This window comes from Streptomyces canus 299MFChir4.1 (genome assembly GCF_000383615.1).
Classification (GTDB): domain Bacteria; phylum Actinomycetota; class Actinomycetes; order Streptomycetales; family Streptomycetaceae; genus Streptomyces; species Streptomyces canus_C.
Map to the genome: position 1 here is coordinate 1 of NZ_KB911593.1, position 22,170 is coordinate 22,170.

Genomic DNA, 22,170 nt, shown 5'->3' on the forward strand with positions numbered 1-22,170 from the left:
CTTTGTACTTCGGGTAGAGCGAGTCGAAGCCGTCGGTGTTGAAGTTGTGGATCACGTCCCGGATCCGGTCCGGACTGGTGAACGTCACCTCGGCGATCTTCGCCACGGGCATGCCCTGCGCCGATAACAGCACCATCTGGGCCCGCCGCCAGGTCACCACGGAACCGGTGCCTCTGCGGATGATCCGCAGCAACCTCCTGCCCTCGTCATCATCGATCTCCCGAATCCGTACTCGTTCAGCCACGCGAGCATTCTCGCCGTCCAATGTTGCCCAGCGCAGCAACCGGGCGACACATCACCACGGGGCGAACGTTGCTTGATGCGGCACTAGGCGGGGACTGGGTGGGGCGGACGCCGAGGGGGAGTGCGAGGAACGGCGACAGGGTTACGGGCGAGCAGCCCTCGGGGCTTGCCGGGCACAGGGGCTGACGGCTTGTTGCGGCCGTTGCCAATAGGCGGCTGCCGAAAGGGCATTCGGAAACGACGGGGGCTTTTGTCGATTCCGAGGAGCTACGCGCCGTGCGCTCCTTCAAGCGCTGGCTCGCACGCAGTCTGGCCGCACAGGCGGTCATGATCTTCCTTTTAGGCGTGGGGGTCAGCGCCCTGTTCCGCAGGGGCGACCATCCGGTCCTCTGGGTGATCCAGGGGTTCTTCTACGCCGCCATCGGCGTCACGTGCGTGGCCGTACGGCGTCGTCGGGCGAGCCGCGCGGCAGGCACCGACCCGCGCGGCCTCGCCGAGCTCAGCCGCAGGATCCGGCATCGCGAGGTGCCGAGCGAGCCCGGGGAACGCGAATCGATGCGGCGGCTGGTCGACGACCAACTGAGCCTGCTGGAACGCAACCGCCGGTGGCTGCCGCACTGGCTGGGCCTCATGGGCCTGATCACCGCTGCCCTGCTCGCCCTCGGGGTGGCCACCGGCTCACTGGCCTTCCCGCTCGTTTTCGCGGTCGCCATGATCTGCCTCTGCTGCTGGGTCGTCTGGATGAGGCGCCGGGCCTTGGACCGCTTCCACTACATGCGCGCAGCACTACGAGAGGAGCACGAACGCGTGTCCTGAAGCGCACAGCACCGTCCTGTACCCGCAACCCGACGCCAGACCGTCCGACACACGAAGAGACCGCCTCCCCCCTGCGTTTCCGCAGTGAATCCGTCGAGTCGGTGCTCATCTGGGGGCATGATGCTCGTCCTGAGCACGGACCGTCGGAAGGCCCGGGCATTGCGCAGATCTACGGTCCCCTCAAGATCACTCGCTCGCCCCCCATCCAACAGCAGGGAGGTGTGTCCGGCGTTCAAAAACGCAGACTTCTCGCCCACGTCTCGCCCCAGAGCCCGCTACCGCCCTAGCTCCGCTGCGGTCTGAGGAGGAGCATGGAAGGCAAGCGACCAAGGAGGCCTGCCATGAAAACCGGCGCCTCGGACTCGAACTACGAACCGTGGCTGTACTCTCACACGCCCTCCCAGGCTGAGGGCGAGCGGGACGATCCTGCCGAACGCGCGGCCATGCACCCGGATGTCCCCAGGACTGAGCCGTCCCAGGCGGAAGGCGAACAGGTGGACGACACCCGGGACGGATGACCGCCGACAAGCTCGAGGGGCGGACCGGGTCTGCTCCGAGGGAATCAGGCGCCCAACGCCACATACTTTGCTGCGACCCAGCCGTCCCGCCCGTTGATGCTGACTGTCTTCCAGTCGTTCGACGACAGTGGGATATGAGCGGTACGAGGTCAGACACGTCCGCGCCCCCGTCCACCGCGGGTCGAAGAGAGATGATCAACGAAAGACCCCCTCTGATCAGGTTGCGTCCCTGATCAGAGGGGGTCTTTTCTCAGCGTGGCGGCGCCAGGATTCGAACCTGGGAAGGCTGAGCCGGCAGATTTACAGTCTGCTCCCTTTGGCCGCTCGGGCACACCGCCGGGGTTGCTGCCCTTCGAACCGTCTTACGTCGGTGCTCCGTGGCAACGACGTAAACAATACCCGATGCCGAGGGGTGCTTCGCCACCCGATTCATCTGCGCCCGGAGGGCATGGGGTGACTAGGCTTGGGCGGATGCGGCCCGGGTTCACACCGGGCTCGGCGCCCGCCCCCACGTACGCCGATACGCATCCGTACGCACGTTGACACGCACCCCGATACAAGGAGCCACAGGACATGGCCGACTCCAGTTTCGACATCGTCTCGAAGGTCGAGCGGCAGGAGGTCGACAACGCCCTCAACCAGGCCGCCAAGGAGATCTCCCAGCGCTACGACTTCAAGGGCGTGGGTGCCTCGATCTCGTGGTCCGGCGACAAGATCCTGATGGAGGCGAACTCCGAGGACCGGGTCAACGCCGTCCTCGACGTCTTCCAGTCCAAGCTGATCAAGCGTGGGATCTCGCTGAAGGCGCTCGACGCGGGCGAGCCGCAGCTCTCCGGCAAGGAGTACAAGATCTTCGCGTCGATCGAGGAGGGCATCTCCCAGGACAACGCCAAGAAGGTCGCGAAGATCATCCGTGACGAGGGCCCGAAGGGCGTGAAGGCCCAGGTCCAGGGCGACGAGCTGCGGGTCAGCTCGAAGAGCCGTGACGACCTGCAGTCCATCATCGCCCTGCTGAAGGGCAAGGACTTCGACTTCGCGATCCAGTTCGTGAACTACCGGTGAGCCGCTGATTCACCGATCGACACCGATCGGCACCGATCCACGAGGAAGGGTGGGCACCTGGCCGGTGCCCACCCTTCTCGCCTGCTGGCTGCGGTTCGGGGTCAGTCGCGCGAGTTGCCGAACAGGAGACGGTAGGCGATCAGGAGCACGAGGGAGCCGCCGATCGCGGCGGCCCAGGTGGGACCGTCGTAGAAGCTCTTGCTGACCGGGTGGTCCAGCCAGCGGGCCGATATCCAGCCGCCGATGAACGCGCCGGCGACGCCGATGAGAGTCGTCCCGATCAAGCCGCCCGGGTCACGGCCCGGCAGCAGGAACTTGGCGATGGCTCCGGCCAACAGCCCCAGGATGATCCAGCCGATGATGCTCATGCCCTGAACCTGCCCTTCCGCGCTGTGCCCGCACTGTCCGCGGACTGTGATCTCCGTCCCGGCGGACCGGGCGAGCGCTCGTGTGCATGGGTCGTACGTCTTACGAGTCCGGCCTGCGTGCGGTGTTCGTCGAGCGGGTGTTCGCCTTTCGTTGCTGGAGAGGACGTCAGGGCCGCGTCCCTCGGTTGCACGGCATCAGTAGGGTGCGGCCCATGACGCATTCCGGTGCCGAACTTCGGCGCACGCTGGGAGTAGGTGACGCCGTCGTCATCGGGCTCGGCTCGATGATCGGCGCGGGGATCTTCGCCGCCCTCGGGCCGGCAGCCAGCGCAGGCGGATCCGGGCTGCTGCTCGGGCTCGGCGTCGCCGCCGTGGTCGCCTACTGCAACGCCACGTCCTCGGCGCGGCTGGCCGCCATCTATCCAGCCTCCGGCGGCACCTATGTGTACGGGCGGGAGCGGCTCGGGCCATTCTGGGGTTATCTCGCGGGCTGGTCGTTCGTGGTCGGAAAGACGGCCTCCTGTGCGGCGATGGCGCTGACGGTGGGTGCGTACGTCTGGCCGGGGCAGGCCCACGCCGTGGCCGTCGCGGCCGTGGTGGCTCTGACCGCGGTGAACTACGGGGGGATCCAGAAGTCCGCCTGGCTGACCCGGGCGATCGTGGCGGTGGTCCTCGCTGTCCTCGCTTCCGTGGTGGTCGTGTGTCTGGGGTCCGGGGCCTCACAGGCCGGGCGGCTGGACGCCGGGGTCTCCGGCGGGGTGGGCGGGGTGCTGCAGGCGGCCGGTCTGCTGTTCTTCGCGTTCGCGGGGTACGCGCGTATCGCGACCCTCGGTGAGGAGGTACGGGACCCCGCGCGCACCATCCCCCGCGCGATCCCCCTGGCGCTGGGCATCACACTGGTCGTGTACGCGGGTGTGGCGGTGGCTGTCCTTTCCGTACTGGGCGCTGCCGCTCTGGGCCATGCGAACGCGCCGCTGGCCGAGGCGGTGCGGGCGGCCGGGATGCCGGGGCTCGTGCCGGTGGTGCGGGTGGGTGCCGCCGTGGCAGCGCTCGGCTCCTTGCTCGCCCTGATTCTGGGCGTCTCACGGACGACGCTCGCCATGGCCCGGGACCGGCATCTGCCGGGCGCGCTGGCCGCCGTGCATCCCCGTTTCCAGGTGCCGCACCGGGCCGAGCTGGCCGTGGGCGCGGTGGTCGCGGTCCTCGCCGCCACGGTGGACGTACGGGGCGCGATCGGTTTCTCCTCCTTCGGTGTGCTCGTGTACTACGCGGTGGCCAACGCGTCGGCCTGGACGCTCGGTTCGGCTCCGGCGGCCCGGGGAGTGCCGGTGGTGGGGTTGCTCGGGTGTGTGGTGCTGGCCTTCGCGCTGCCCGGGGTCTCCGTGGCCGCGGGCGCGGGGGTGCTGGCGGTCGGGGTGGTGGCGTACGGGGTACGGCAGTGGTGGGCGGGGCGGTAGATCAGCGGGCGGGCGCCTCTGAAGGGGTCGTCAGGTCGCGGGGGTCGGCGGTGCCGTGCGTATCGGGAACTCCGCCCAAGGGGGCATCTCCAGCTCCTCGTTCATCTCCTCGTACCAGCCCGTGCCGTCGACCCAGGCCCGCAGCCAGTCCGTGAGGGTGGGGGCGTCCACGAACCAGGAGTGGTCGCGGTCGCCGGCGTTGGGTTCAAAGAGGAGGACCGGAGCTTCCCGGCTGTGGCAGTCCACGCACGCGTACATCGCACAGCCCCAGTGGGATATCGGCAGGACACCCTCGGGCCAGGGCCAGTCGGGGTCCTTACGGCCGCTCTTGCGGTTGGCCAGGTACTGCACGACGGCCGCGGGTTCACCGGCCGGAGCGCTGTCGAGCAGGGGCAACAGGCCGTACTCCGGGCCGAATCCGCCGTCTCCTATCCGCAGGTAGAGGTCGGCGAGCAGCGGGGGCAGGGGGAAGCCCAGTGCGGCCTCGGCGCGGGCCAGGGTGTCCGCCTCCACCGGCTCGGGCAGGGAAGTCCATCCCCACGGTCGGGTGTTGCGGGCCTTGTCCGCCACCCGTGCCAGCAACTGCTCGCTCTCGGTCATGCATTCATGATGCAGGGCGGGACTGACAACCGGGCAGGCCTGTGGACAACCTCCGGGTTGTGGAAAATTCCGGCCGATGTCGGCTCAGGCGAGGTGGACGTCGACGCGATCGCCTTCGGTGAGAAAGGCGAGGAGTTCGTCGAAGTCCGGTGGCCGATGGGGGGCCGGCGGTGTGGCTTGCGGGGTGAGGCCAAGATGTCTTCGGGCGACCACGGAATCGTGCCAGACCAGGCGGAGGGGCGGGGCGGCGCCCCAGTGGCCCCGCAGGCAGTCGTTCAGGGCAGCCAGGCCCCAGCCAAAGTAACCGCCGGGGCCGTTCACCGCCTCGCCCAGGGCGCAGAAGAACCCGGGCAGGTCGGTGATGTGGCGGCCGTCGAGGTGGAACCTCGTGCCGGGCGGCCGGTCCTGGCCACCGTGCTCGTGATTGTCGAGCGCCGTGCGAAGCCAGAACTGCCGTCCCCCGTGGTCGCATCGCGCCCAGAGGTTGGACTCCGTCGGGCGTCCCTCGGCCCACAGGTCCCATACCTCGCCGGCCGCGACGGGCGGTCGCTCCGACCACAGGTCGAGGGTGAGATCGACCAGGCCGGGACCGCGCGCCGACGGGATCCAGGCCCGCAGCTCACCCTCGGCCGCGGACTGCACGGGCCGACCGGAGGTGTCGATGCGCAGGACCTTGGCGTGGCCGAGATCCTCCTCCCCTGCGTCCAGCGCCCTCCGCAGAGCGCCTTGTGGAGAACAGCCCAGCAGACGCAGAGGGATTTCCGTCGGCTCGTCCGGGCCCTCGGATGTACAGGCCAGGTCCCGGCAGGTGCCATGCGGTTCGCCGTGCGGGCCCAGGAGGCGGTAGCCCGCGGACAGGGGCGGTCGGCGCGGGTAGTCGTAGGAGTCGCGGTCGAGTGCGGTTCCCTCGATGGTGACGTCTCGCAGTGTCAGGTCGCGGGCGCTGGGGCGGTCGCCGAGGAGGAGGGCCTCTTCCAGATGCCACTCGCCGACCGCCGCGCCAGTCCTGTCGAGGATCTCCAGGGTCAGTGACCCGAGGCGCGCCGGTCCTTCGGCGCCCGCGCGGGTGAGGGCTTCACTCAACTGCCCCTCGGGAGCGCAACCGAGAAGGTCGTAGACCTCCCGGAGGGGAGGAGGCGGGTCGGCGAAGAGATCTTCGGCGTCCTCGCACCACGCCCACGTCTCCTCGTAGCCCTCCCCGCCGTCGAACTCGGCCTGCCGGTCGTACGACAGCAGGACGTACTTCGGCGTCCCCACTCCCCCGGCCGTCCGTCAGCGGGTCGCGAACGGCTCGTCCGTGGGGACGATTTCGCGGCCCAGGGGGAACAGGGACACGGGGATCAGCTTGAAGTTGGCGATGCCGAACGGGATACCGATGATCGTGAGGCAGAGGACGAGGCCCGTGGCGATGTGGCCCAGGGCCAGCCACCAGCCGGCGAGGACCAGCCACAGGACGTTGCCGACGCAGGAGGGTGAGCCCGCGTCACGGCGCTCGACCGTGGTGTACCCGAAGGGCCAGAGGGCGTAGACGCCGATACGGAAGGCCGCTATGCCGAACGGGATGCCGATGATGGTGATGCACAGCACCGCGCCCGCGGCCAGGTAGGCGAGGAACAGCCAGAAGCCGCTCAGGACGAGCCAAATGACGTTCAGGATGGTTTTCACTGGGGGCGACCTGCCATCTTCTCGAGCCGGGCGATGCGTTCCGCCATCGGCGGGTGTGTCGAGAACATCTTGGACAGTCCCTGGCCAGGGCGGAAAGGGTTCGCGATCATCATGTGGCTCGCGGTCTCGATGCGCGGTTCGGGGGGCAACGGCAGCTGCTTGGTGCCCATGTCGAGCTTGCGCAGGGCGCTGGCGAGCGCGAGGGGATCGCCGGTGAGCTGGGCGCCGGACGCGTCCGCCTCGTACTCCCTGGAGCGGCTGATGGCCAGCTGAATGAGGCTGGCCGCCAGCGGTCCGAGGATCATGATCATCAGCATGCCGAGAAGGCCCGGGCCGTCGTCGTCGTCGGAGCGGCCGATCGGGATCAGCCAGGCGAAGTTGACCAGGAACATGATCACGGAGGCGAGGGCGCCGGCGACCGACGAGATCAGGATGTCTCGGTTGTAGACATGGCTGAGCTCGTGGCCGATGACACCGCGCAGTTCGCGCTCGTCCAGCATGCGCAGGATGCCGTCGGTGCAGCACACCGCGGCGTTGCGCGGGTTGCGGCCGGTCGCGAAGGCGTTGGGCGCCTCGGTCGGCGAGATGTACAGCCGCGGCATGGGCTGACGGGCCTGGGTGGAGAGTTCGCGGACCATGCGGTACAGCGCCGGTGCCTCGAACTCGCTCACCGGACGGGCACGCATCGCGCGTAGAGCCAGCTTGTCGCTGTTCCAGTACGCGTACGCGTTGGTGCCCAGCGCGATCAGGACGGCCACGACCAACCCCATACGGCCGAAGAAGCTGCCGATGACGATGATGAGTGCGGACAGTCCCCCGAGGAGGACTGCGGTCCTGAGCCCGTTGTGCCGGCGGTGCACGGTACGCCCTCCAAGTGGTGCAGCAGGGGAACCCTTTGCTTACTGGTCTCCGATGTCTTCCGATGCCACAGTCCGTGGTGTCACGTCCAGTGGACCTTCCCGTCTTGCTCAACGCCAGGCGAGGACCACTAGTTCCCTTGTGCGCGCGGAGGCCCAGGTGGGCCGTCCGGGTGACGGTCCGGGAGGGCGGTTCAGGTTCGGAAGGGCCGGTTCAGAAGAGCCCGGTGTCGGCGAAGCGCAGCACCAGTTGGGGCGCGCCCGAGAGGGCGACGCCGAGGACGCCGGTCAGGGCGAGCGCGGCGGTGAGAGGGGCGGGGACGCGGTGTGCGGCGGGTTCACCGTCCGGGGCCCGGAACAGCAGCGTCGTCCACTGGAGGTAGTAGAACAGCGCGATCACGACATTGACGGCCATGACCACGGCGAGCCAGCCGAGGCCCGCGTCCACGGCCGCCGAGAAGACGGTGACCTTGGCGAACAGGCCGATGATGCCCGGCGGCAGCCCGGCCAGGCAGAGCAGGAAGAAGGCCAGCAGGAGGGCGGCGAACGGGTTGGTCGCGTAGAGGCCGCGGTAGTCGGTGATGCGGTTCGCGGGCTTCGTACGGCCCACCAGCGCGGCGACCGCGAAGGCGCCGAGGTTCACGGCGGCGTACATGAGGGCGTAGGCGACGGTGGAGCCTACGGACCGCTCGGCGTCGTCGGAGTACGCGGCGGCGGCGATCGGGACGAGGAGGTAGCCGGCCTGGCCGACGGAGGACCAGGCGAGCAGCCGTACGGCGCTGTACGCGCGCGTGGCCTGCTGCCGGAGGGCGCCGACGTTGCCGACGGTCATGGTGAGGGCGGCGAGCGCGGCGAGCGCCGGTCCCCAGACGTCGGCGTACGACGGCAGGGCGACGACGGTGATCAGGATCAGCCCGGAGAAGCCGACCGCCTTGCCGACGACCGACAGGTAGGCGGCGATCGGGAGAGGCGCGCCTACGTACGTGTCGGGCACCCAGAAGTGGAAGGGCACAGCAGCGGTCTTGAAGGCGAAACCGACGAGGGTGAGGACGACACCGGTCTGGGCGAGCGTGTGGAGCTGTCCGTCGACGTGCTGGATGCGGTCGGCGACCTGGGTGAGGTAGAGGGTGCCCGTGGAGGCGTACACGAAGCTGATGCCCATGAGGCTGACCGCGGTGGCGGTGACCGAGGACAGGAAGAACTTCAGTGCTGCTTCGGACGACCTCCTGTCGCCGGGCCGGATGCCGACCAGGGCGAAGGCGGGCAGGGAGGCGACTTCCAGGGCGACGATCAGGGTCGCCAGGTCGCGGGAGGCCGGCAGGAGGGCGGCTCCGGCGGCCGAGGAGAGCAACAGGAACCAGTACTCCCCTTCGGGGAGTCTCCTGTCGGCGTCCTTGAGGGTGGTGACCGACAGGAGAGCGGCGAGGAGGGCGCCGCCGAGGACGAGGAACTGGATGACGAGCGTGAAGCGGTCCGCCGTGTAGCTGCAGACACCGCCGTCGCCGGTCAGGCAGAAGGTGCTGCGGTCGCCGTCCAGGAGGGGCAGCAGCAGGAGCGCGGCGGCGGCCAGGCCCGCTACCGAGACCCACCCGAGCAGGGCTTTTCTCTGTTCGCCGACGAACAGGTCGGCGACGAGGACGATGAGTCCGACGACCGCTGCGACGGTCGGCGGCGCGATCGCGAGCCAGTCGACGGACTGGACGAGGTTCGCGGCCGTCGCGGTCAGCGGCTGGGCCGACGAAGCCAGTGGCTGGGCCATGGCGGCCAGGGTGCTCATCGGTTGCCTCCTGCGAGGAGCTGCTGGACGGCCGGGTCGGTGAGGCCGAGGAGGGCCTTCGGCCACAGGCCCGCCACAACGGTGAGGGCCACGAGCGGCGTCCAGGCCGCGAACTCGTACGTGTGGACATCGGCGAGTTGAGGGGCGTCCTGGGGTGTTGCGCCCATGCAGACGCGGCGGACCACGACAAGCATGTAGGCGGCGGTCAGGAGGGTGCCGAACGCGCCGATCGCCATGAAGGTGAGGAAGGCGGGGCGGCTGAGGTCGTCCGCGGGCTTGAAGGCTCCGAAGAGCGCCAGCATCTCGCCCCAGAACCCGGCGAGGCCGGGCAGGCCGAGCGAGGCGACCGCGCCGAAGGCCAGCAGGCCGCCGAGGCGGGGGGCCTTGCCGTACAGGGCGGCCCCGGTCTCCTCGGCCAGGGTGTCGAGGTCGGTGGTGCCGGTGCGGTCCTTCAGGGCGCCGACCAGGAAGAACAGGAGGCCGGTGATGAGGCCGTGGGCGATGTTGGCGAACAGGGCGCCGTTCACGCCGGTCGGGGTCATGGTGGCGATGCCGAGCAGGACGAAGCCCATGTGGCCGACGGAGGAGTAGGCGATGAGGCGTTTGAGATCGCCCTTCGCGCCCCGCTTGGCGAGGGCGAGACAGGCCAGTGATCCGTAGATGATCCCGACCACGGCGAAGGCGGCCAGGTAGGGCGCGAAGTCGCGGAAGCCGTCGGGCGCGATCGGCAGCAGAATGCGGACGAACCCGTACGTACCCATCTTCAGCAGGACGCCGGCCAGCAGCACCGAGCCGACGGTCGGCGCGGCGGTGTGGGCGTCGGGCAGCCAGCTGTGCAGCGGCCACATCGGGGTCTTGACCGCGAGTCCGATCCCGATCGCCAGAACGGCGATGACCTGCACGGATGTGGTCAGCGACCGGCCGTTGTCAGTGGCGAGTGCCACCATGTCAAACGTGCCCGCCTTGACCCCGATCAGGAGCAGGCCGAGCAGCATGACGACCGAGCCGAGCAGTGTGTAGAGGATGAAGCGCCAGGCGGCGGCCTGGCGGTCCGCGCCGCCCCAGCGGGCGATGAGGAAGTACATCGGGATGAGCACCGTCTCGAACGCGAGGAAGAACAGCAGCAGATCGAGGACGGCGAAGGTCGCGAGGGTGCCGGACTCAAGGACGAGCAGCAGCGCGACGAAGGCCTTCGGGGTCGGCCCCGAAGGCATCTTGAAGTAGGAGTAGAGCGCGCAGAGGAAGGTCAGCAGCGCGGTCAGGACCAGAAGGGGGAGGGAGATGCCGTCGATGCCGAGGTGGAGGCGCACGTCGAGTGCGGGGATCCAGCTGATGTCGGTCGTGGCCTGCATCTTCGACGGATGGTCGTGGTCGAAGCCGAGCGCGAGGACGATCGCGGCGATGAGGATCACGCCGGTGACGGTCACCCCGTGCCGCAGTACGGCCTGGTCGGGCGACTTCCCCTTCAGTCCGGGCGGGGCAGGCAGCAGAGCCGTGACAGCACCCAGGAGCGGGCCGGCCACGACGAACGCCAGAAGGAACTGCATCACGGACTCGTTGATATCGATCACGCCTGCTCACGCTCCCGTGGCGACGAGGACGACGGCGACCGCGAGGACGACGGTGCCGGCGAGCAGCGCGCTCACATAGGTCTGGAGATTTCCGGTCTGGGCGCGTCGTACAGCGGTGCCGAGCCAACGGGGCAGCGCGCCCGCGCCGCGTACGTAGGTCTCGACGACCTCGCGGTCCAGGAAGCGGACGAGGGCTGCTCCGGCCTGGACCGGGCGGACGAAGAGGGCTGTGTACAGGACGTCCAGGTGGAAGCCGACGGCCGCGTGGCGGTGCAGGGGCCCGAGCAGCAACCGTCCGGGGTCGGCGGGGTCGGGCGCGTAGGCCACATCTCCGTAGGCGGGCTCATGGGCGGCGATGGCCTCGGCCTCGACGAGTCCGGCGTCGCCTTCGGGGTGGGCGGCGACCGCACCGAGCGGGACGCGGGCCGCGATCGAGCTGGTGTGGCGCCAGGCCGCGTAGGTGACGATGCCGCCGATCAGGGCCACGCCCGTGCCGGTGACGGAGGTGGTGAGGGTCGGGGTGAGGTCGCGCCCGTCGAACCAGTCGGGCAGCACGCGGTAGGCGAACGCGCCGAGGGCGAGGGAAGGGGCCGCGAGGACCCACAGCACCACGGTCATCGTCAGCGGCTGGCGGCCGTGGTCGGGGGCTTCGACACCCCGCCCGTAGAAGGTCAGCAGCCACAGACGGGTCGCGTATGCGGCGGTCAGGAGGGCGGTGAGCAGGCCGGCGACCAGAGTGATCCAGCCCGCGGCACCAGGAACGTGCTCCGAGTGGCCGGTGGCGACGTGTTCGGCGGCGCCGAGGACGGACTCCTTGGAGAAGAAGCCGCTGAAGGGCGGGATCGCGGCGAGCGCGAGGAGCGCCACGGTCATCGTCCAGTAGGCGTCGGGGATACGGGCGCGCAGGTCCTTCATCCGGGACATGACGGCCAGTGAGTTGGTGCCGGAAGCATGGATGATCACGCCGGCCGCGAGGAACAGCAGCGCCTTGAAGGCGCCGTGGGAGATGAGGTGGAAGACGGCGGCACCGCGGTCGCCGACGGCTAGGGCGCCGGTCATGTAGCCGAGCTGGCCGATCGTCGAGTAGGCGAGGACGCGCTTGATGTCGTCCTGGGCGAGCGCGGCGAGACCGGAGCCGAGCATCGTGACGGCGGCCATGACGGCGAGGACGACCATCGCGGCCTGGGAGGCCTCGAAGACCGGGAGGAGACGGGCGATGAAGTAGACACCGGCGGCGACCATCGTCGCGGCGTGGATCAGCGCGGAGACGGGCGTGGGGCCGGCCATCGCGTCGGGAAGCCAGGTGTGCAGGGGGAACTGCGCCGACTTGCCGGCCACACCCGCGAGAAGGAGCAGGGCGATCAGGGTCGGATGGTCGAGCCCGCCGTGCGAGACGGTGTCGAGGACCTTCGTGATCTGGAAGGAGCCGGCGTCGGTGGCCAGCGCGAACAGGCCGATCAGGAAGGGGACGTCACCGAGCTTGGTCACCAGGAAGGCCTTGAGGGAGGCGGCGCGGGCCTCCGGGGTCTCCCAGTAGTGGCCGACCAGGAAGTACGAGCAGATGCCCATGATCTCCCAGCCGACCAGCAGCACGATCAGGTCGCCGGAGTAGACGACGAGCAGCATCGCGGAGGTGAAGAGGGAGACGAGAGCGGCGTATGAGGGGTAGCGCGGGTCGTCGCGCAGGTAGCCCGTCGAGTAGATCTGCACGCAGGTGGCGACGAAGCCGACGAGGACGGCGACGAGCGCGGCGAAGCCGTCGATGTACAGGGCGAGTTCGATCGGGACCGAGCCGGTCGGGGTGAGTTCGGTGGCGGCGTTCACCGCCTGGTCGCCGCCCTGGCGGACGGCGACCACAACGGCGAGCGCGAGGGCGGCCAGGGGAGGCAGGACGGCGAGCGGACGGACGAACCCGGGGGCCGTGCGGCCCAGGAGCAGGCCGGTCGCGGCGCCCAGGAAAGGAAGGAGGGGGACGAGGACGGCGAGGGTGGTCGTGGTCACGCGGTGGCCTCAGCCTTCCCGGTCCGCCCGGATCCTGCGGCCTGCTCGGCCGGACGGGCTTCGCTGTCGGTGTCGTCGCGGTCGTCGGGTTCGTGGCCCTCGGCCGTGTCGCGGAGTTTGTCGATGTCGGCGGTGCCGCGGTTGCGGTGGACGGCGAGGACGATCGCGAGGCCGATGCCGATCTCGGCGGCGGCGATGGCGATGGTGAACAGGGTGAGGGCCTGGCCGGAGTGCAGGGTCTCCTCGGCGGCCTTGCTGAGCCAGACGTCGAAGGCGACCAGGTTCAGGTTGACGGCGTTGAGCATCAGCTCGACCGACATCAGGACGAGGATCGCGTTGCGGCGGGCGAGGACGCCGTAGAGGCCGGTGCAGAAGAGGAGGGCGGAGAGTACGGCGGGATAGGCGAGGTGCATCAGCGGGCGCCTTCCTGCTCGGCGGACTCGGTTCCCTTGGCCGTTTCGGTTCCTCTGGTCGACGGGGTTCCCTTGGTCGATTTGGTTCCAGCGACCGGCTCATTTCGCCCGATCGGGTGATTACGGGAATCCGGGACGGATGGGGAACTACCGGTCGCGACTCGGGAGTTCACAGGGGGAGAACTCAACTCCGCCTTCGCCTTGCGGGACAGGACGATCGCGCCGACCAGTGCCGCAAGGAGCAGGACGGAGAGAGCCTCGAAGGGGAGGACCCAGTTCTGGAAGAGGCTCGCGCCGGTGGCCTCGGTGGATCCGGCGGCGGGGCCGTCCAGGTCGATCCAGGTGGTGCGGAAGGCGTCGGCGACCACCCAGACGAGAGCGGCCGCCGCGGCGAGGGCCACGACGAGGGCGGCCCAGCGGTTGCCGGAGTCGGCGTCCGGGGAGCGGCCGATGGGGGCCCTGGTGAGCATCAGACCGAACAGAAGGAGGACGACGACGGAACCCACATAGATGAGGACCTGCACCCAGGCGATGAACTCGGCTGTGAGCAGGAGGTATTCGACGGCGAGGCCGCCGAGGGCCACCACCAGCCACAGGGCGGCGTGCACCAGCTGCTTGGTGGTGACGGTGACGATCGCGGCGCCGAAGGTGACCAGGCCGACGAGGAGGAAGGCGATCTCGACGCCGGTCGGGGAGAGGAAGCCGTGCGCCTCCTGAGCGAGGGTCACGACTCTTCCCCCTGGGGGTCGGCCGGCGCGGTCGGCTCGGCCTGGGCCGCCGCCAGCTTCTCGGCGGTCTTGCGGGCGGTGCCGATCTCCTTCGGTTCCTCGGCTCCGGGGTCGAGGGCCGGTGGGGCCGGGACGGTCCACATCCACTCCCGGAGCTTGTCCCGCTCGTGGGTGAGCTCGCGGATGTCGGTCTCGGCGTACTCGAACTCCGGGGACCAGAACAGGGCGTCGAAAGGACACACCTCGATGCAGATACCGCAGTACATGCAGAGGGAGAAGTCGATGGCGAAGCGGTCGAGGACGTTACGGCTGCGTTCGCGGCCACCGGGGGTCGCCGCCGGGACCGTCTCCTTGTGGGAGTCGATGTAGATGCACCAGTCGGGGCACTCACGGGCGCACAGCATGCAGACCGTGCAGTTCTCCTCGAACAGGCCGATCACCCCGCGGGTACGGGGCGGGAGGTCGGGCTGGGCGTCGGGGTACTGCTCGGTGACGGTCTTCTTCGTCATCGTGCGCAGGGTGACGGCCAGGCCCTTGGCCAGTCCCGAGCCAGGAATGGGGGCCATGGTTACTGGATCACCACCTTGACGATGCCGGTGAGGGCGATCTGGGCGAGGGAGAGGGGGACGAGGAGGGTCCAGGAGAGCTTCTGGAGCTGGTCCTCGCGCAGGCGGGGGTAGGTCACGCGGAGCCAGATGACGACGAAGGCGAGCACGGCCGTCTTGAGGAGGGTCCAGACCCAGCCGAGACCGTCGGCGCCCCAGGGCCCGTGCCAGCCGCCCAGGAAAAGGACGGTGGTCAGGCCGCACAGGACGACGATTCCGGCGTACTCGGCGAGGAGGAACAGGGCGAAGCGCAGTCCGGTGTACTCGGTGTAGGCGCCGAAGATGATCTCCGAGTCGGCGACCGGCATGTCGAAGGGAGGGCGCTGGAGTTCGGCGAGGCCGGCGACGAAGAACACGATCGCGCCGACGATCTGCCAGGGCAGCCACCACCACTCGAAGGCGTCGAGGATGCCGGGGAGGGAGACGGTTCCGGCCGCCATCGCCACCGAGGCGGCGGTGAGGAGCATCGGGAGCTCGTAGGCGAGGAGCTGTGCGGCGGTGCGCAGACCGCCGAGGAGGGAGAACTTGTTGGCGGAGGCCCAGCCGGCCATGAGGGAGCCGAGGACGCCCACGCCCATCACGGCGAGCACGAAGAACACGCCTGCGTCGACGACCTGGCCGACGGCGCCCTCGCCGGGGCCGATCGGGATGGCGAGGAGGACGAGGAGGTAGGGCAGGAGGGCGACGGCGGGGGCGAGCTGGAAGACACGGCGGTCCGCGCCCGCGGGCACGACGTCTTCCTTCTGGGCGAACTTCACGCCGTCCGCGACGAGTTGGGCCCAGCCGTGGAAGCCGCCGGCGTACATCGGGCCCAGGCGGCCCTGCATGTGGGCCATCACCTTGTGCTCGGTCTGGCCGATGATCAGGGGGAAGGTGAGGAAGACGACGAAGACGATCAGGAGTCGCAGGGCGACGTCGAGAGCGTCGTTCACTGCGGGCCTCCTGCGGGCTTGTCGGGGGTGGGGGGGTCGGGGGTGGAGGGCTTGTCCGGGGCCGGGTTCTCGGGAGCCGAGTTCTTGGCGGCGGGGTTCTCGGGAGCCGGGGCAGTGGGGTCGGGGTTCGGGCCCGCGTCTTCGGGGCGGTCGGAGGACTGGGAGTCCTCGGGAGCCTCAGGAACTTCGGAAGTCCGGGACCGCTCGGGAGTCTGGGGCCACTCGGGGGTCTGGGGCCGCTCCGGGGCCTTGGACTTCTCTACGGTCGGGGATTCCTCTGAGGTCGTGGACTCTTCGGAGGTCGTGGACTCTTCGGAGGTCGGCTCCACGGAAGGCGTCGGCGGCTCCTCCCCTACCTCGGGGCCTGCGGAAGCCCTGGGCTCTTCGGCAGCCGCGAGGTCTTCCGGGGCCACGACTCCAGCATCCCGGGGCTTCTCGGTGGTCTTGCGCACCTCGGGCTCCTCAGGACGCTCAGAGGGTCCGGAAGGTCCGGTGTCCTCAGGTGTGGGAGGCCGCTTCGGTTCCGGGGCGTCGAAGGCCGGGCGGGCGTGGTGCCATGGTGCGTCCGGGCTGCGAGGGGTCGCGGGAGGCTTCGGCGGGGCGGGGCTCTGGCCGGCCTCGTTGATCGACGGCCCGGAGCCGGTCGCGGTGGGCCTCTGACTCGCGGAACCGCCCGAGGCGGTACGTGCCCGACGGGGCCCGGCCGGGACACCGCCCGCCGCCGCTCCCGGGGACTGCGCTGCTGGCGCATCGGGCGCCGAGGCGTTGGAAGCAGATGTGGGTGCATCAGGCGCCCGGGTCTCCGACTCGGGTGCAGGTGATCCCTTTGCCGGGGCATCCGGCGAGGACGCGGGCAAGCCCGTTGACGGAGCCTCCGCCTCGGGTGCGCCGTCGGCCGGGGTTGCCGAACCGGCACCGGCCCCGGCACCGGCCCCGGTGTCGTCAACTCCTGGTGCCGTCTGGCTGGCGGAGCCCTGTGCAGCGGTACGCGTACGCCGAGGCACAGCGGTCGCTGAGGTTGCGGCAGCATCCTCCGTCGCCCCGGGCGCAGTCTGGCTCGCCGAGCCCTCGGCCGGCGTGCGCGCACGCCGTGGGCCGGCCCCCGCGGTCCCAGCGGCACCCGCAGTCCCAGCGGCACCCGAGGCCGCAGGGGCCTCCGCCTGACTCGCGGAGCCCTCGGCCGCCGTACCTACCCGGCGTGGAGCGGTCCCCGACGCGTCCGCCGTGCCCGCGCTCCCAGACGCTTCCGCCTGACTCGCCGACCCCTCCGCAGCCGAACGCGCCCGACGCGGACCAGTCCGCGCCACATCCGCAACACCCGCAGCGCCTGCCGCACCCGGGGCGCCCGCCGCCCCAGACGCCTCTGCCTGACTCGCCGACCCCTCCGCCGCCGAGCGTGCCCGGCGGGCCGGGCGGTCGGCTGCGGGTGGGCGTTCTCCGGGGGTGCGGGTGGGGCGTTCGCCCGGGGTGCGGGCTGGGCCGCGCGTCGGGCGGGTGGGGGCCGGGGGGAGTTGGCCCTTCAGGGGGCCCCATTCGTTCGGGTCGGGGACTCCTGGGGGGAGCATCTGGCGGCGCTTGGGGCCGCCGTGTTCGGACTCGCCCGGTTCCTTGGCGCCGGGCCAGGCCTTGGCGACGCGGGCGGCCAGGACGAAGTCCTTGCGGAGGGGGTGGCCCTCGAAGGTCTCCGGCAGCAGGAGGTGGTCCAGGGAGGGGTGGCCCTCGAAGGTGACGCCGAACATTTCGTGGGTCTCGCGCTCGTGCCAGGCGGCGCCCGCGTAGATGTCGACGGCGGTGGGCAGCACCGGCGTGTCGTGGGAGATCGTCGTGCGCAGGAGCAGGCGTCGTACCGGGGCGAGGGCCGCCACGTGGGCGGCCACGCGGAAGCCGGTGCCGGGTTCGTCGACGGCGCTGAGCCAGTCGAAGTAGGTGCAGCCCAGTTCGTCGCGGGCGACGCGCAGTGCGGTGAGCCAGGTCGTGGGCGGGACGTCCACCGTGAGGATCTCGTAGGACTCCTCGGCAGTGGCCTCGGCGCCGAAGAGTTCCTCGGCGGGGGCGGGGAGCCAGCCGACGGCGGTCACTGGGCGTCCCCCTCACCCGGACTCGGCGAACCCGGACTCGGCGAACCGGGAGTCGGCGAACCGGCAGTCGGCGAACCCGGAGTCGGCGCCGGCGGCCTGACCAGCCCGCTCTGCAGCGCAGCCGTCGACGGGCGGGTCGTGGGCGTCCCGTACCGCTCCCCCAGCGACTCCCTCGCGATCTTCTCCTGGAGCTTCAGGATTCCCTGGAGCAGGGCCTCGGGGCGGGGCGGGCAGCCGGGGACGTAGACGTCGACGGGGATGATCTGGTCGACGCCCTTGGTGACGGAGTAGGAGTCCCAGTAGGGGCCCCCGCAGTTGCTGCACGCGCCGAAGGAGATGACGTACTTCGGCTCCGGCATCTGCTCGTACAGGCGCTTCACCGCGGGCGCCATCTTGTCCGTGACCGTGCCGGAGACGACCATCAGGTCGGCCTGGCGCGGGCCCGGGGCGAAGGGGATGACACCGAGGCGGATGAAGTCGTGGCGGGCCATGGACGCGGCGATGAACTCGATGGCGCAGCAGGCGAGACCGAAGTTGAAGACCCACAGGGAGTACCGGCGGCCCCAGTTGAGGATCACCTTCATCGGCTCGGGGGCGAGGCGGGCGAGGGCGCCCAGCCGCTTCGGCTCCGGGAGCAGAACGGGCTCCGTGGCGCCGGAGTCGGCCGGTGAGCCGGCAGCGGTGTCGGCCGCGTGGTTCACGTCCATACCAGGACACCCTTCTTGTACGCGTACAGCAGCCCCACGGCGAGGAAGCCGAGGAAGATGAACATCTCGACGAGGGTGGTCGCGCCGTAACCGGGGGCCGCGAAGATCGTGGCCCAGGGGAACAGGAAGATCGAGTCGACGGCGAAGATGACGTAGAGGAAGGCGTAGACGTAGTAGCGGACCTGGGTGTGGGCCCAGCCCTCGCCGACGGGGTCGACTCCGCACTCGTAGGTCAGGAGCTTCTCGGGGGTCGGGACCACGGGTCGCAGCAGCCGGCCGGCGCCGAAGGCGACCGCGACGAACAGCACGCCGACGACGGCGAGCAGTCCGACGACCGAGTACGACTGGAAGTAGTCCGCCGCGACGACGGTCGGATCGACGACGGTTGCATCGACGACGGTCGGTTCCGGCACGTCCGCCCCTCGCTCCCTGTGTGAACACGCTGAACACGTTGAAGACGCTGAACACCACTGTTCGACGATCTGTACGCACGGGAGTCTAGGCCCTGATAAAGAGACGGTAAGCAGCCCGTCACCCGAGGAAAGCCGGCCGAAAGGCCAAGGTGGGGTTTTCCCCAGCAAGCCGCGGCGGTCCGCCTCATGGCGCGCGGCCGTCTCGCGCGGCACGCTAGCCCATATGACCGAACGCCACTCGTCCCCGAGCCGTGCCGTGACCACCGGCAGACACGGCGGAACCGACGACGGCCGGCCGCCGCCGGCCCGTATCGCCTTCGACGCGCACACCTGGAAGGAGATCACGCATCTCCTGGCGAATCTCCCGGTGTCGATCCTCGGCTTCGTCTACGTCGTGACAGTGCTCTTCACCGGCTTCTGGCTGACCGTCACCGTGATCGGGTTCCCGCTGCTCGCGGCGGGTCTGCTGGGCGCGCGGCAGCTGGGCAAACTGGAACGGGCCCGGGCCCGGGCGCTGCTCGGGGTGCGGGTGGACGAACCGAGCCCCCTGCCGTGGCGCACCAAGAACGGCGGCACCGGCTTCTTCGCCCAGCTGTGGATGGGGGTGAAGGATCCGGTGGGCTGGCGGACGGTGCTGTACGACTTCATCCGGCTGCCCTGGGGTGTGCTCACCTTCACCATCACGCTGACCTCGTTGTTCGTGCTGTGGCCGGTGCTGCCGTTCATCGCGCGGGGCCTGACCAACGTCGACCGGGCGATGGTGCGCGGTCTGCTGTCGCCCTCCGACGAGCTGGAACGGCGTATCGCGGAACTGGAGTCGGACCGCGGGGTCGTGGTGGACGCGGCCGCGTCCGACCTGCGGCGCATCGAGCGCGATCTGCACGACGGGGCGCAGGCCCGGCTGGTCAACCTGGCCATGGGCCTCGGCCTCGCGAAGGAGAAGCTCCTGGAGGACCCGGAGTACGCGCAGGCGATGGTCGCGGAGGCGCACGGCGAGGTGAAGCTGGCGCTCCAGGAGCTGCGGGATCTGGCGCGGGGCATCCATCCCGCCGTACTGACGGACCGGGGGCTCGACGCTGCCCTCTCCTCGGTCGCCTCGCGCTGCACGGTCCCGGTGAAGGTGACCGCCGACCTCGACGCGCGACCGGTCCAGGCGATCGAGGGGATCGCCTACTTCACCGTCTCGGAGCTGCTCCAGAACATCAGCAAGCACAGTGGGGCGCGGTCGGCGTCGGTCGACGTGTGGCGGGCGGAGGACCGGCTGCTCATCCAGGTGTGGGACGACGGCCGCGGCGGCGCCCGGCTCGACGGCGGCACCGGGATGCGCGGGCTCGCGGAGCGCCTTGACGCGGTCGACGGACTGTTCGTCATCGACTCCCCGCCGGGCGGCCCGACGGTCGTCACGGCGGAGCTGCCGTGGCGGGACCGGGTCCCGGAGCGGTCGTAGCACCAGGGGAAGAAGGGGTGGGGAAAACCCCCCTTCCAAGAGGCCGACGGCCTCCATGGTCCGTTGAGCTGCGGCCCAGCAGGGTGGAGCTACGACACCACAGGCGCGGGACGAGAGAAGAAGGACGACGTCGATGGCCACGGACTACGGGTACGACAGTGGGCTCGGGTTCCCCGAGACAGTACGGCGGCACCGGGTGCCGGCCGGGCTGCGGGCGCCGTTCGAGGGGCGGACCTGGCGGGAGTTCGGCTATGTGCTGCTGAGCCTGCCGATCAGCATCGTGATGTTCACGTACGCCGTCACGATGATCTCGCTCGGCGCGGGCCTCCTCGTGACCTTCCTCGGGATTCCGGTCTTCGCGGCCGGGCTCGCCGGGTGCCGTGGGCTCGGGGCGCTGGAGCGGGCGCGGGCGCGGGGGCTGCTGGGTCTCGAGGTCGGCGATCCGGAGCCGCTCAGGGTGCGCAAGTCCGGGTTCATGGCGTGGATCGGGGCGGTGCTCAAGAGCGGGACGGCGTGGCGGACGCTGCTGTACTCCGTGGTGCACCTGCCGTGGGCGATCTTCTCGTTCGCCGTCGCGGTGAACTTCTGGGTGTACGGCTGGGCGCTGCTGACGTATCCGCTGTGGTTCTGGGTCTTCCCGGCGTACGTCGGTCAGGACGGGCTTCAGCTCTACGGCGACGAGACCCACCACGTCTATCTGAACAACCCGTTCGAGATCGGCGTGACCGCGCTGGTGGGGCTGTTGTTCACGCTGGCCACGCCGTGGATCGTACGGGCGTTGACGACGGTGGACCGGGTGATGGTGCACGGGCTGCTGGGGCCGACCCGGCTGTCGGCGCGGGTGGTGGAGCTGGAGTCGGACCGGGGGGTCGTGGTGGATACGGCGGCCGCGGATCTTCGTCGGATCGAGCGGGATCTGCACGATGGTGCGCAGGCTCGGCTGGTGGCGCTGGCCATGGATCTGGGGCTGGCCAAGGAGAAGCTCACGGAGGATCCCGCGGCGGCGGCGCGGATGGTGGACGAGGCGCACGGCGAGGTGAAGACGGCGCTCCAGGAGCTGCGGGATCTGGCGCGGGGGATCCACCCGGCGGTGCTGACCGACCGTGGTCTTGACGCGGCGCTGTCGGCGGTGGCCTCTCGGTGCACGGTGCCGGTGCAGGTGGAGGTGGATCTACCGGCCCGGCCGGCGCCGGCGATCGAGGGGATCGCGTACTTCACGGTGTCCGAGCTGCTGCAGAACATCAGCAAGCACTCCCGGGCGACGTTCGCCGCGGTGGATGTGTGGCGGGTGGAGAACCGGCTCATGCTGCAGGTCGTGGACAACGGGGTGGGCGGAGCCGACGTGTCCTCCGGGTCCGGCCTCACGGGGCTCGCGGAACGCCTGGACGCGGTGGACGGCATCCTGGTCGTCGACTCCCCCGTCGGCGGACCCACCCGGGTGACGGCGGAGCTGCCTTGGCGGAGCGAGCGGGTGTGACGGGGGCGGTGTGAGGACTGAGGGTGAGTGAGGGGTGAGGGGCGGTGGGGTGTTGTCACCCTCACCGCCCCTTACTCATGCCCCTCCCCCAAGGGCGGTCGCCCCGCGCGGAGGGTTCGGCTGGGTGCCGGCCGTGGATGTGGAGGCTTTCGCTGCGGCGGGCGGAGGCTGATGGGGGCTACGCCCGGCGGGGGCCGGGCCGGAGCTGCGCCCGGGTCGGCGCTGGCCCCGGACCGGGCCGGAACCGCCGCCCGCTCGTGGCTGCACCGCGCAGCCATCGAACCGCGCCGGGCCGAACCGCGCCTGAGCCGGACCAGAGCTGCACCCGGATCAGCGCTGGACCCCGACCAGACCGGAACCGCCACCCGGCCGTGGCTGCACCGCGCAACCGTCGAACCGCGCCGGCTCCAACCGGGCCTGCGGCCTGGTCGTGGC

The 22,170-nt window shown here is 70.2% G+C and carries 22 protein-coding genes and 1 tRNA gene; 6 read left to right on the top strand and 17 right to left on the bottom strand.

The annotated features are described in order from the left end of the window. Positions 1 to 244, bottom strand: a 244-nt coding sequence (locus tag H293_RS0124690; protein ID WP_028808160.1) for a helix-turn-helix domain-containing protein, incomplete at its 3' end; no start/stop codon positions are given. 275 nt (positions 245 to 519) lie between these two features. On the opposite strand from H293_RS0124690, the gene H293_RS0124700 reads away from it, so the two are divergent. Next, positions 520 to 1,059, top strand: coding sequence for a hypothetical protein (locus tag H293_RS0124700; RefSeq protein WP_020120525.1), 540 nt, complete (start codon positions 520 to 522; stop codon positions 1,057 to 1,059). A gap of 341 nt (positions 1,060 to 1,400) precedes the next feature. After that, the gene (locus tag H293_RS59270; RefSeq protein ID WP_020120526.1) at positions 1,401 to 1,577 is read left to right on the top strand and encodes a hypothetical protein; all 177 of its coding nucleotides are present in this window, start codon (positions 1,401 to 1,403) and stop codon (positions 1,575 to 1,577) included. 256 nt (positions 1,578 to 1,833) lie between these two features. On the opposite strand, the gene H293_RS0124710 is transcribed toward H293_RS59270, so the two are convergent. Continuing rightward, positions 1,834 to 1,915, bottom strand: a tRNA-Tyr gene (locus H293_RS0124710). Positions 1,916 to 2,150: 235 nt separating this feature from the next. Here H293_RS0124710 and H293_RS0124715 point away from each other — a divergent pair. Continuing rightward, on the top strand, positions 2,151 to 2,639 hold the full coding sequence (locus tag H293_RS0124715; protein ID WP_020120527.1) for a YajQ family cyclic di-GMP-binding protein: 489 nt from the start codon (positions 2,151 to 2,153) through the stop codon (positions 2,637 to 2,639). Positions 2,640 to 2,740: 101 nt separating this feature from the next. Here H293_RS0124715 and H293_RS0124720 read toward each other — a convergent pair whose 3' ends face one another. Continuing rightward, positions 2,741 to 3,007, bottom strand: a complete 267-nt coding sequence (locus H293_RS0124720; protein ID WP_007384028.1) for a GlsB/YeaQ/YmgE family stress response membrane protein — start codon at positions 3,005 to 3,007, stop codon at positions 2,741 to 2,743. A gap of 212 nt (positions 3,008 to 3,219) precedes the next feature. On the opposite strand from H293_RS0124720, the gene H293_RS0124725 reads away from it, so the two are divergent. Beyond that, positions 3,220 to 4,464 (top strand): APC family permease, encoded by a 1,245-nt coding sequence (locus tag H293_RS0124725; protein ID WP_020120528.1) that lies wholly within the window; start codon positions 3,220 to 3,222, stop codon positions 4,462 to 4,464. 30 nt (positions 4,465 to 4,494) lie between these two features. Here H293_RS0124725 and H293_RS0124730 read toward each other — a convergent pair whose 3' ends face one another. From H293_RS0124730 to H293_RS0124795, 14 genes are all read right to left on the bottom strand, one after another. Next, positions 4,495 to 5,064, bottom strand: a complete 570-nt coding sequence (locus tag H293_RS0124730; RefSeq protein ID WP_020120529.1) for an SMI1/KNR4 family protein — start codon at positions 5,062 to 5,064, stop codon at positions 4,495 to 4,497. 84 nt (positions 5,065 to 5,148) lie between these two features. Next, a complete protein-coding gene (locus H293_RS0124735; RefSeq protein ID WP_020120530.1) occupies positions 5,149 to 6,321 on the bottom strand; it encodes a barstar family protein in 1,173 nt (390 codons plus the stop codon). A 15-nt stretch (positions 6,322 to 6,336) separates the two neighbouring features. Further along, the gene (locus H293_RS0124740; RefSeq protein ID WP_020120531.1) at positions 6,337 to 6,729 is read right to left on the bottom strand and encodes a YccF domain-containing protein; all 393 of its coding nucleotides are present in this window, start codon (positions 6,727 to 6,729) and stop codon (positions 6,337 to 6,339) included. Beyond that, on the bottom strand, positions 6,726 to 7,589 hold the full coding sequence (htpX, locus tag H293_RS0124745) for a zinc metalloprotease HtpX (protein WP_020120532.1): 864 nt from the start codon (positions 7,587 to 7,589) through the stop codon (positions 6,726 to 6,728). Before htpX ends, H293_RS0124740 begins: the two co-directional genes overlap by 4 nt. 211 nt (positions 7,590 to 7,800) lie before the next feature. Then, complete coding sequence (locus H293_RS0124750; RefSeq protein WP_028808162.1) at positions 7,801 to 9,345, bottom strand: NADH-quinone oxidoreductase subunit N; 1,545 nt, start codon at positions 9,343 to 9,345, stop codon at positions 7,801 to 7,803. Between the two features lie 14 nt (positions 9,346 to 9,359). Beyond that, positions 9,360 to 10,934, bottom strand: coding sequence for an NADH-quinone oxidoreductase subunit M (locus H293_RS0124755; protein ID WP_020120534.1), 1,575 nt, complete (start codon positions 10,932 to 10,934; stop codon positions 9,360 to 9,362). Positions 10,935 to 10,940: 6 nt separating this feature from the next. Beyond that, positions 10,941 to 12,935, bottom strand: a complete 1,995-nt coding sequence (locus tag H293_RS0124760; protein ID WP_020120535.1) for an NADH-quinone oxidoreductase subunit 5 family protein — start codon at positions 12,933 to 12,935, stop codon at positions 10,941 to 10,943. Next, on the bottom strand, positions 12,932 to 13,348 hold the full coding sequence (nuoK, locus tag H293_RS0124765; protein WP_020120536.1) for an NADH-quinone oxidoreductase subunit NuoK: 417 nt from the start codon (positions 13,346 to 13,348) through the stop codon (positions 12,932 to 12,934). Before nuoK ends, H293_RS0124760 begins: the two co-directional genes overlap by 4 nt. Then, positions 13,348 to 14,076, bottom strand: coding sequence for an NADH-quinone oxidoreductase subunit J family protein (locus tag H293_RS0124770; RefSeq protein ID WP_020120537.1), 729 nt, complete (start codon positions 14,074 to 14,076; stop codon positions 13,348 to 13,350). Before H293_RS0124770 ends, nuoK begins: the two co-directional genes overlap by 1 nt. After that, entirely contained in the window at positions 14,073 to 14,642 is a 570-nt protein-coding gene (locus tag H293_RS0124775) for a NuoI/complex I 23 kDa subunit family protein (protein ID WP_020120538.1), read from the bottom strand. Before H293_RS0124775 ends, H293_RS0124770 begins: the two co-directional genes overlap by 4 nt. Before the next feature lie 2 nt (positions 14,643 to 14,644). After that, positions 14,645 to 15,613, bottom strand: a complete 969-nt coding sequence (locus tag H293_RS0124780; RefSeq protein ID WP_020120539.1) for a complex I subunit 1/NuoH family protein — start codon at positions 15,611 to 15,613, stop codon at positions 14,645 to 14,647. Continuing rightward, positions 15,610 to 17,691 (bottom strand): NADH-quinone oxidoreductase subunit C, encoded by a 2,082-nt coding sequence (locus H293_RS50005; protein ID WP_051138153.1) that lies wholly within the window; start codon positions 17,689 to 17,691, stop codon positions 15,610 to 15,612. The genes H293_RS0124780 and H293_RS50005 overlap by 4 nt, the downstream gene beginning before the upstream one ends. Further along, the gene (locus H293_RS0124790) at positions 17,688 to 18,398 is read right to left on the bottom strand and encodes an NADH-quinone oxidoreductase subunit B (RefSeq protein ID WP_020120541.1); all 711 of its coding nucleotides are present in this window, start codon (positions 18,396 to 18,398) and stop codon (positions 17,688 to 17,690) included. The genes H293_RS50005 and H293_RS0124790 overlap by 4 nt, the downstream gene beginning before the upstream one ends. Beyond that, on the bottom strand, positions 18,389 to 18,811 hold the full coding sequence (locus H293_RS0124795) for an NADH-quinone oxidoreductase subunit A (protein WP_020120542.1): 423 nt from the start codon (positions 18,809 to 18,811) through the stop codon (positions 18,389 to 18,391). Before H293_RS0124795 ends, H293_RS0124790 begins: the two co-directional genes overlap by 10 nt. 223 nt (positions 18,812 to 19,034) lie before the next feature. Here H293_RS0124795 and H293_RS0124800 point away from each other — a divergent pair, with 223 nt between their 5' ends. After that, entirely contained in the window at positions 19,035 to 20,258 is a 1,224-nt protein-coding gene (locus H293_RS0124800) for a sensor histidine kinase (protein WP_028808163.1), read from the top strand. Between the two features lie 133 nt (positions 20,259 to 20,391). After that, entirely contained in the window at positions 20,392 to 21,735 is a 1,344-nt protein-coding gene (locus tag H293_RS0124805; RefSeq protein WP_020120544.1) for a sensor histidine kinase, read from the top strand. Positions 21,736 to 22,170 lie beyond the last annotated feature (435 nt).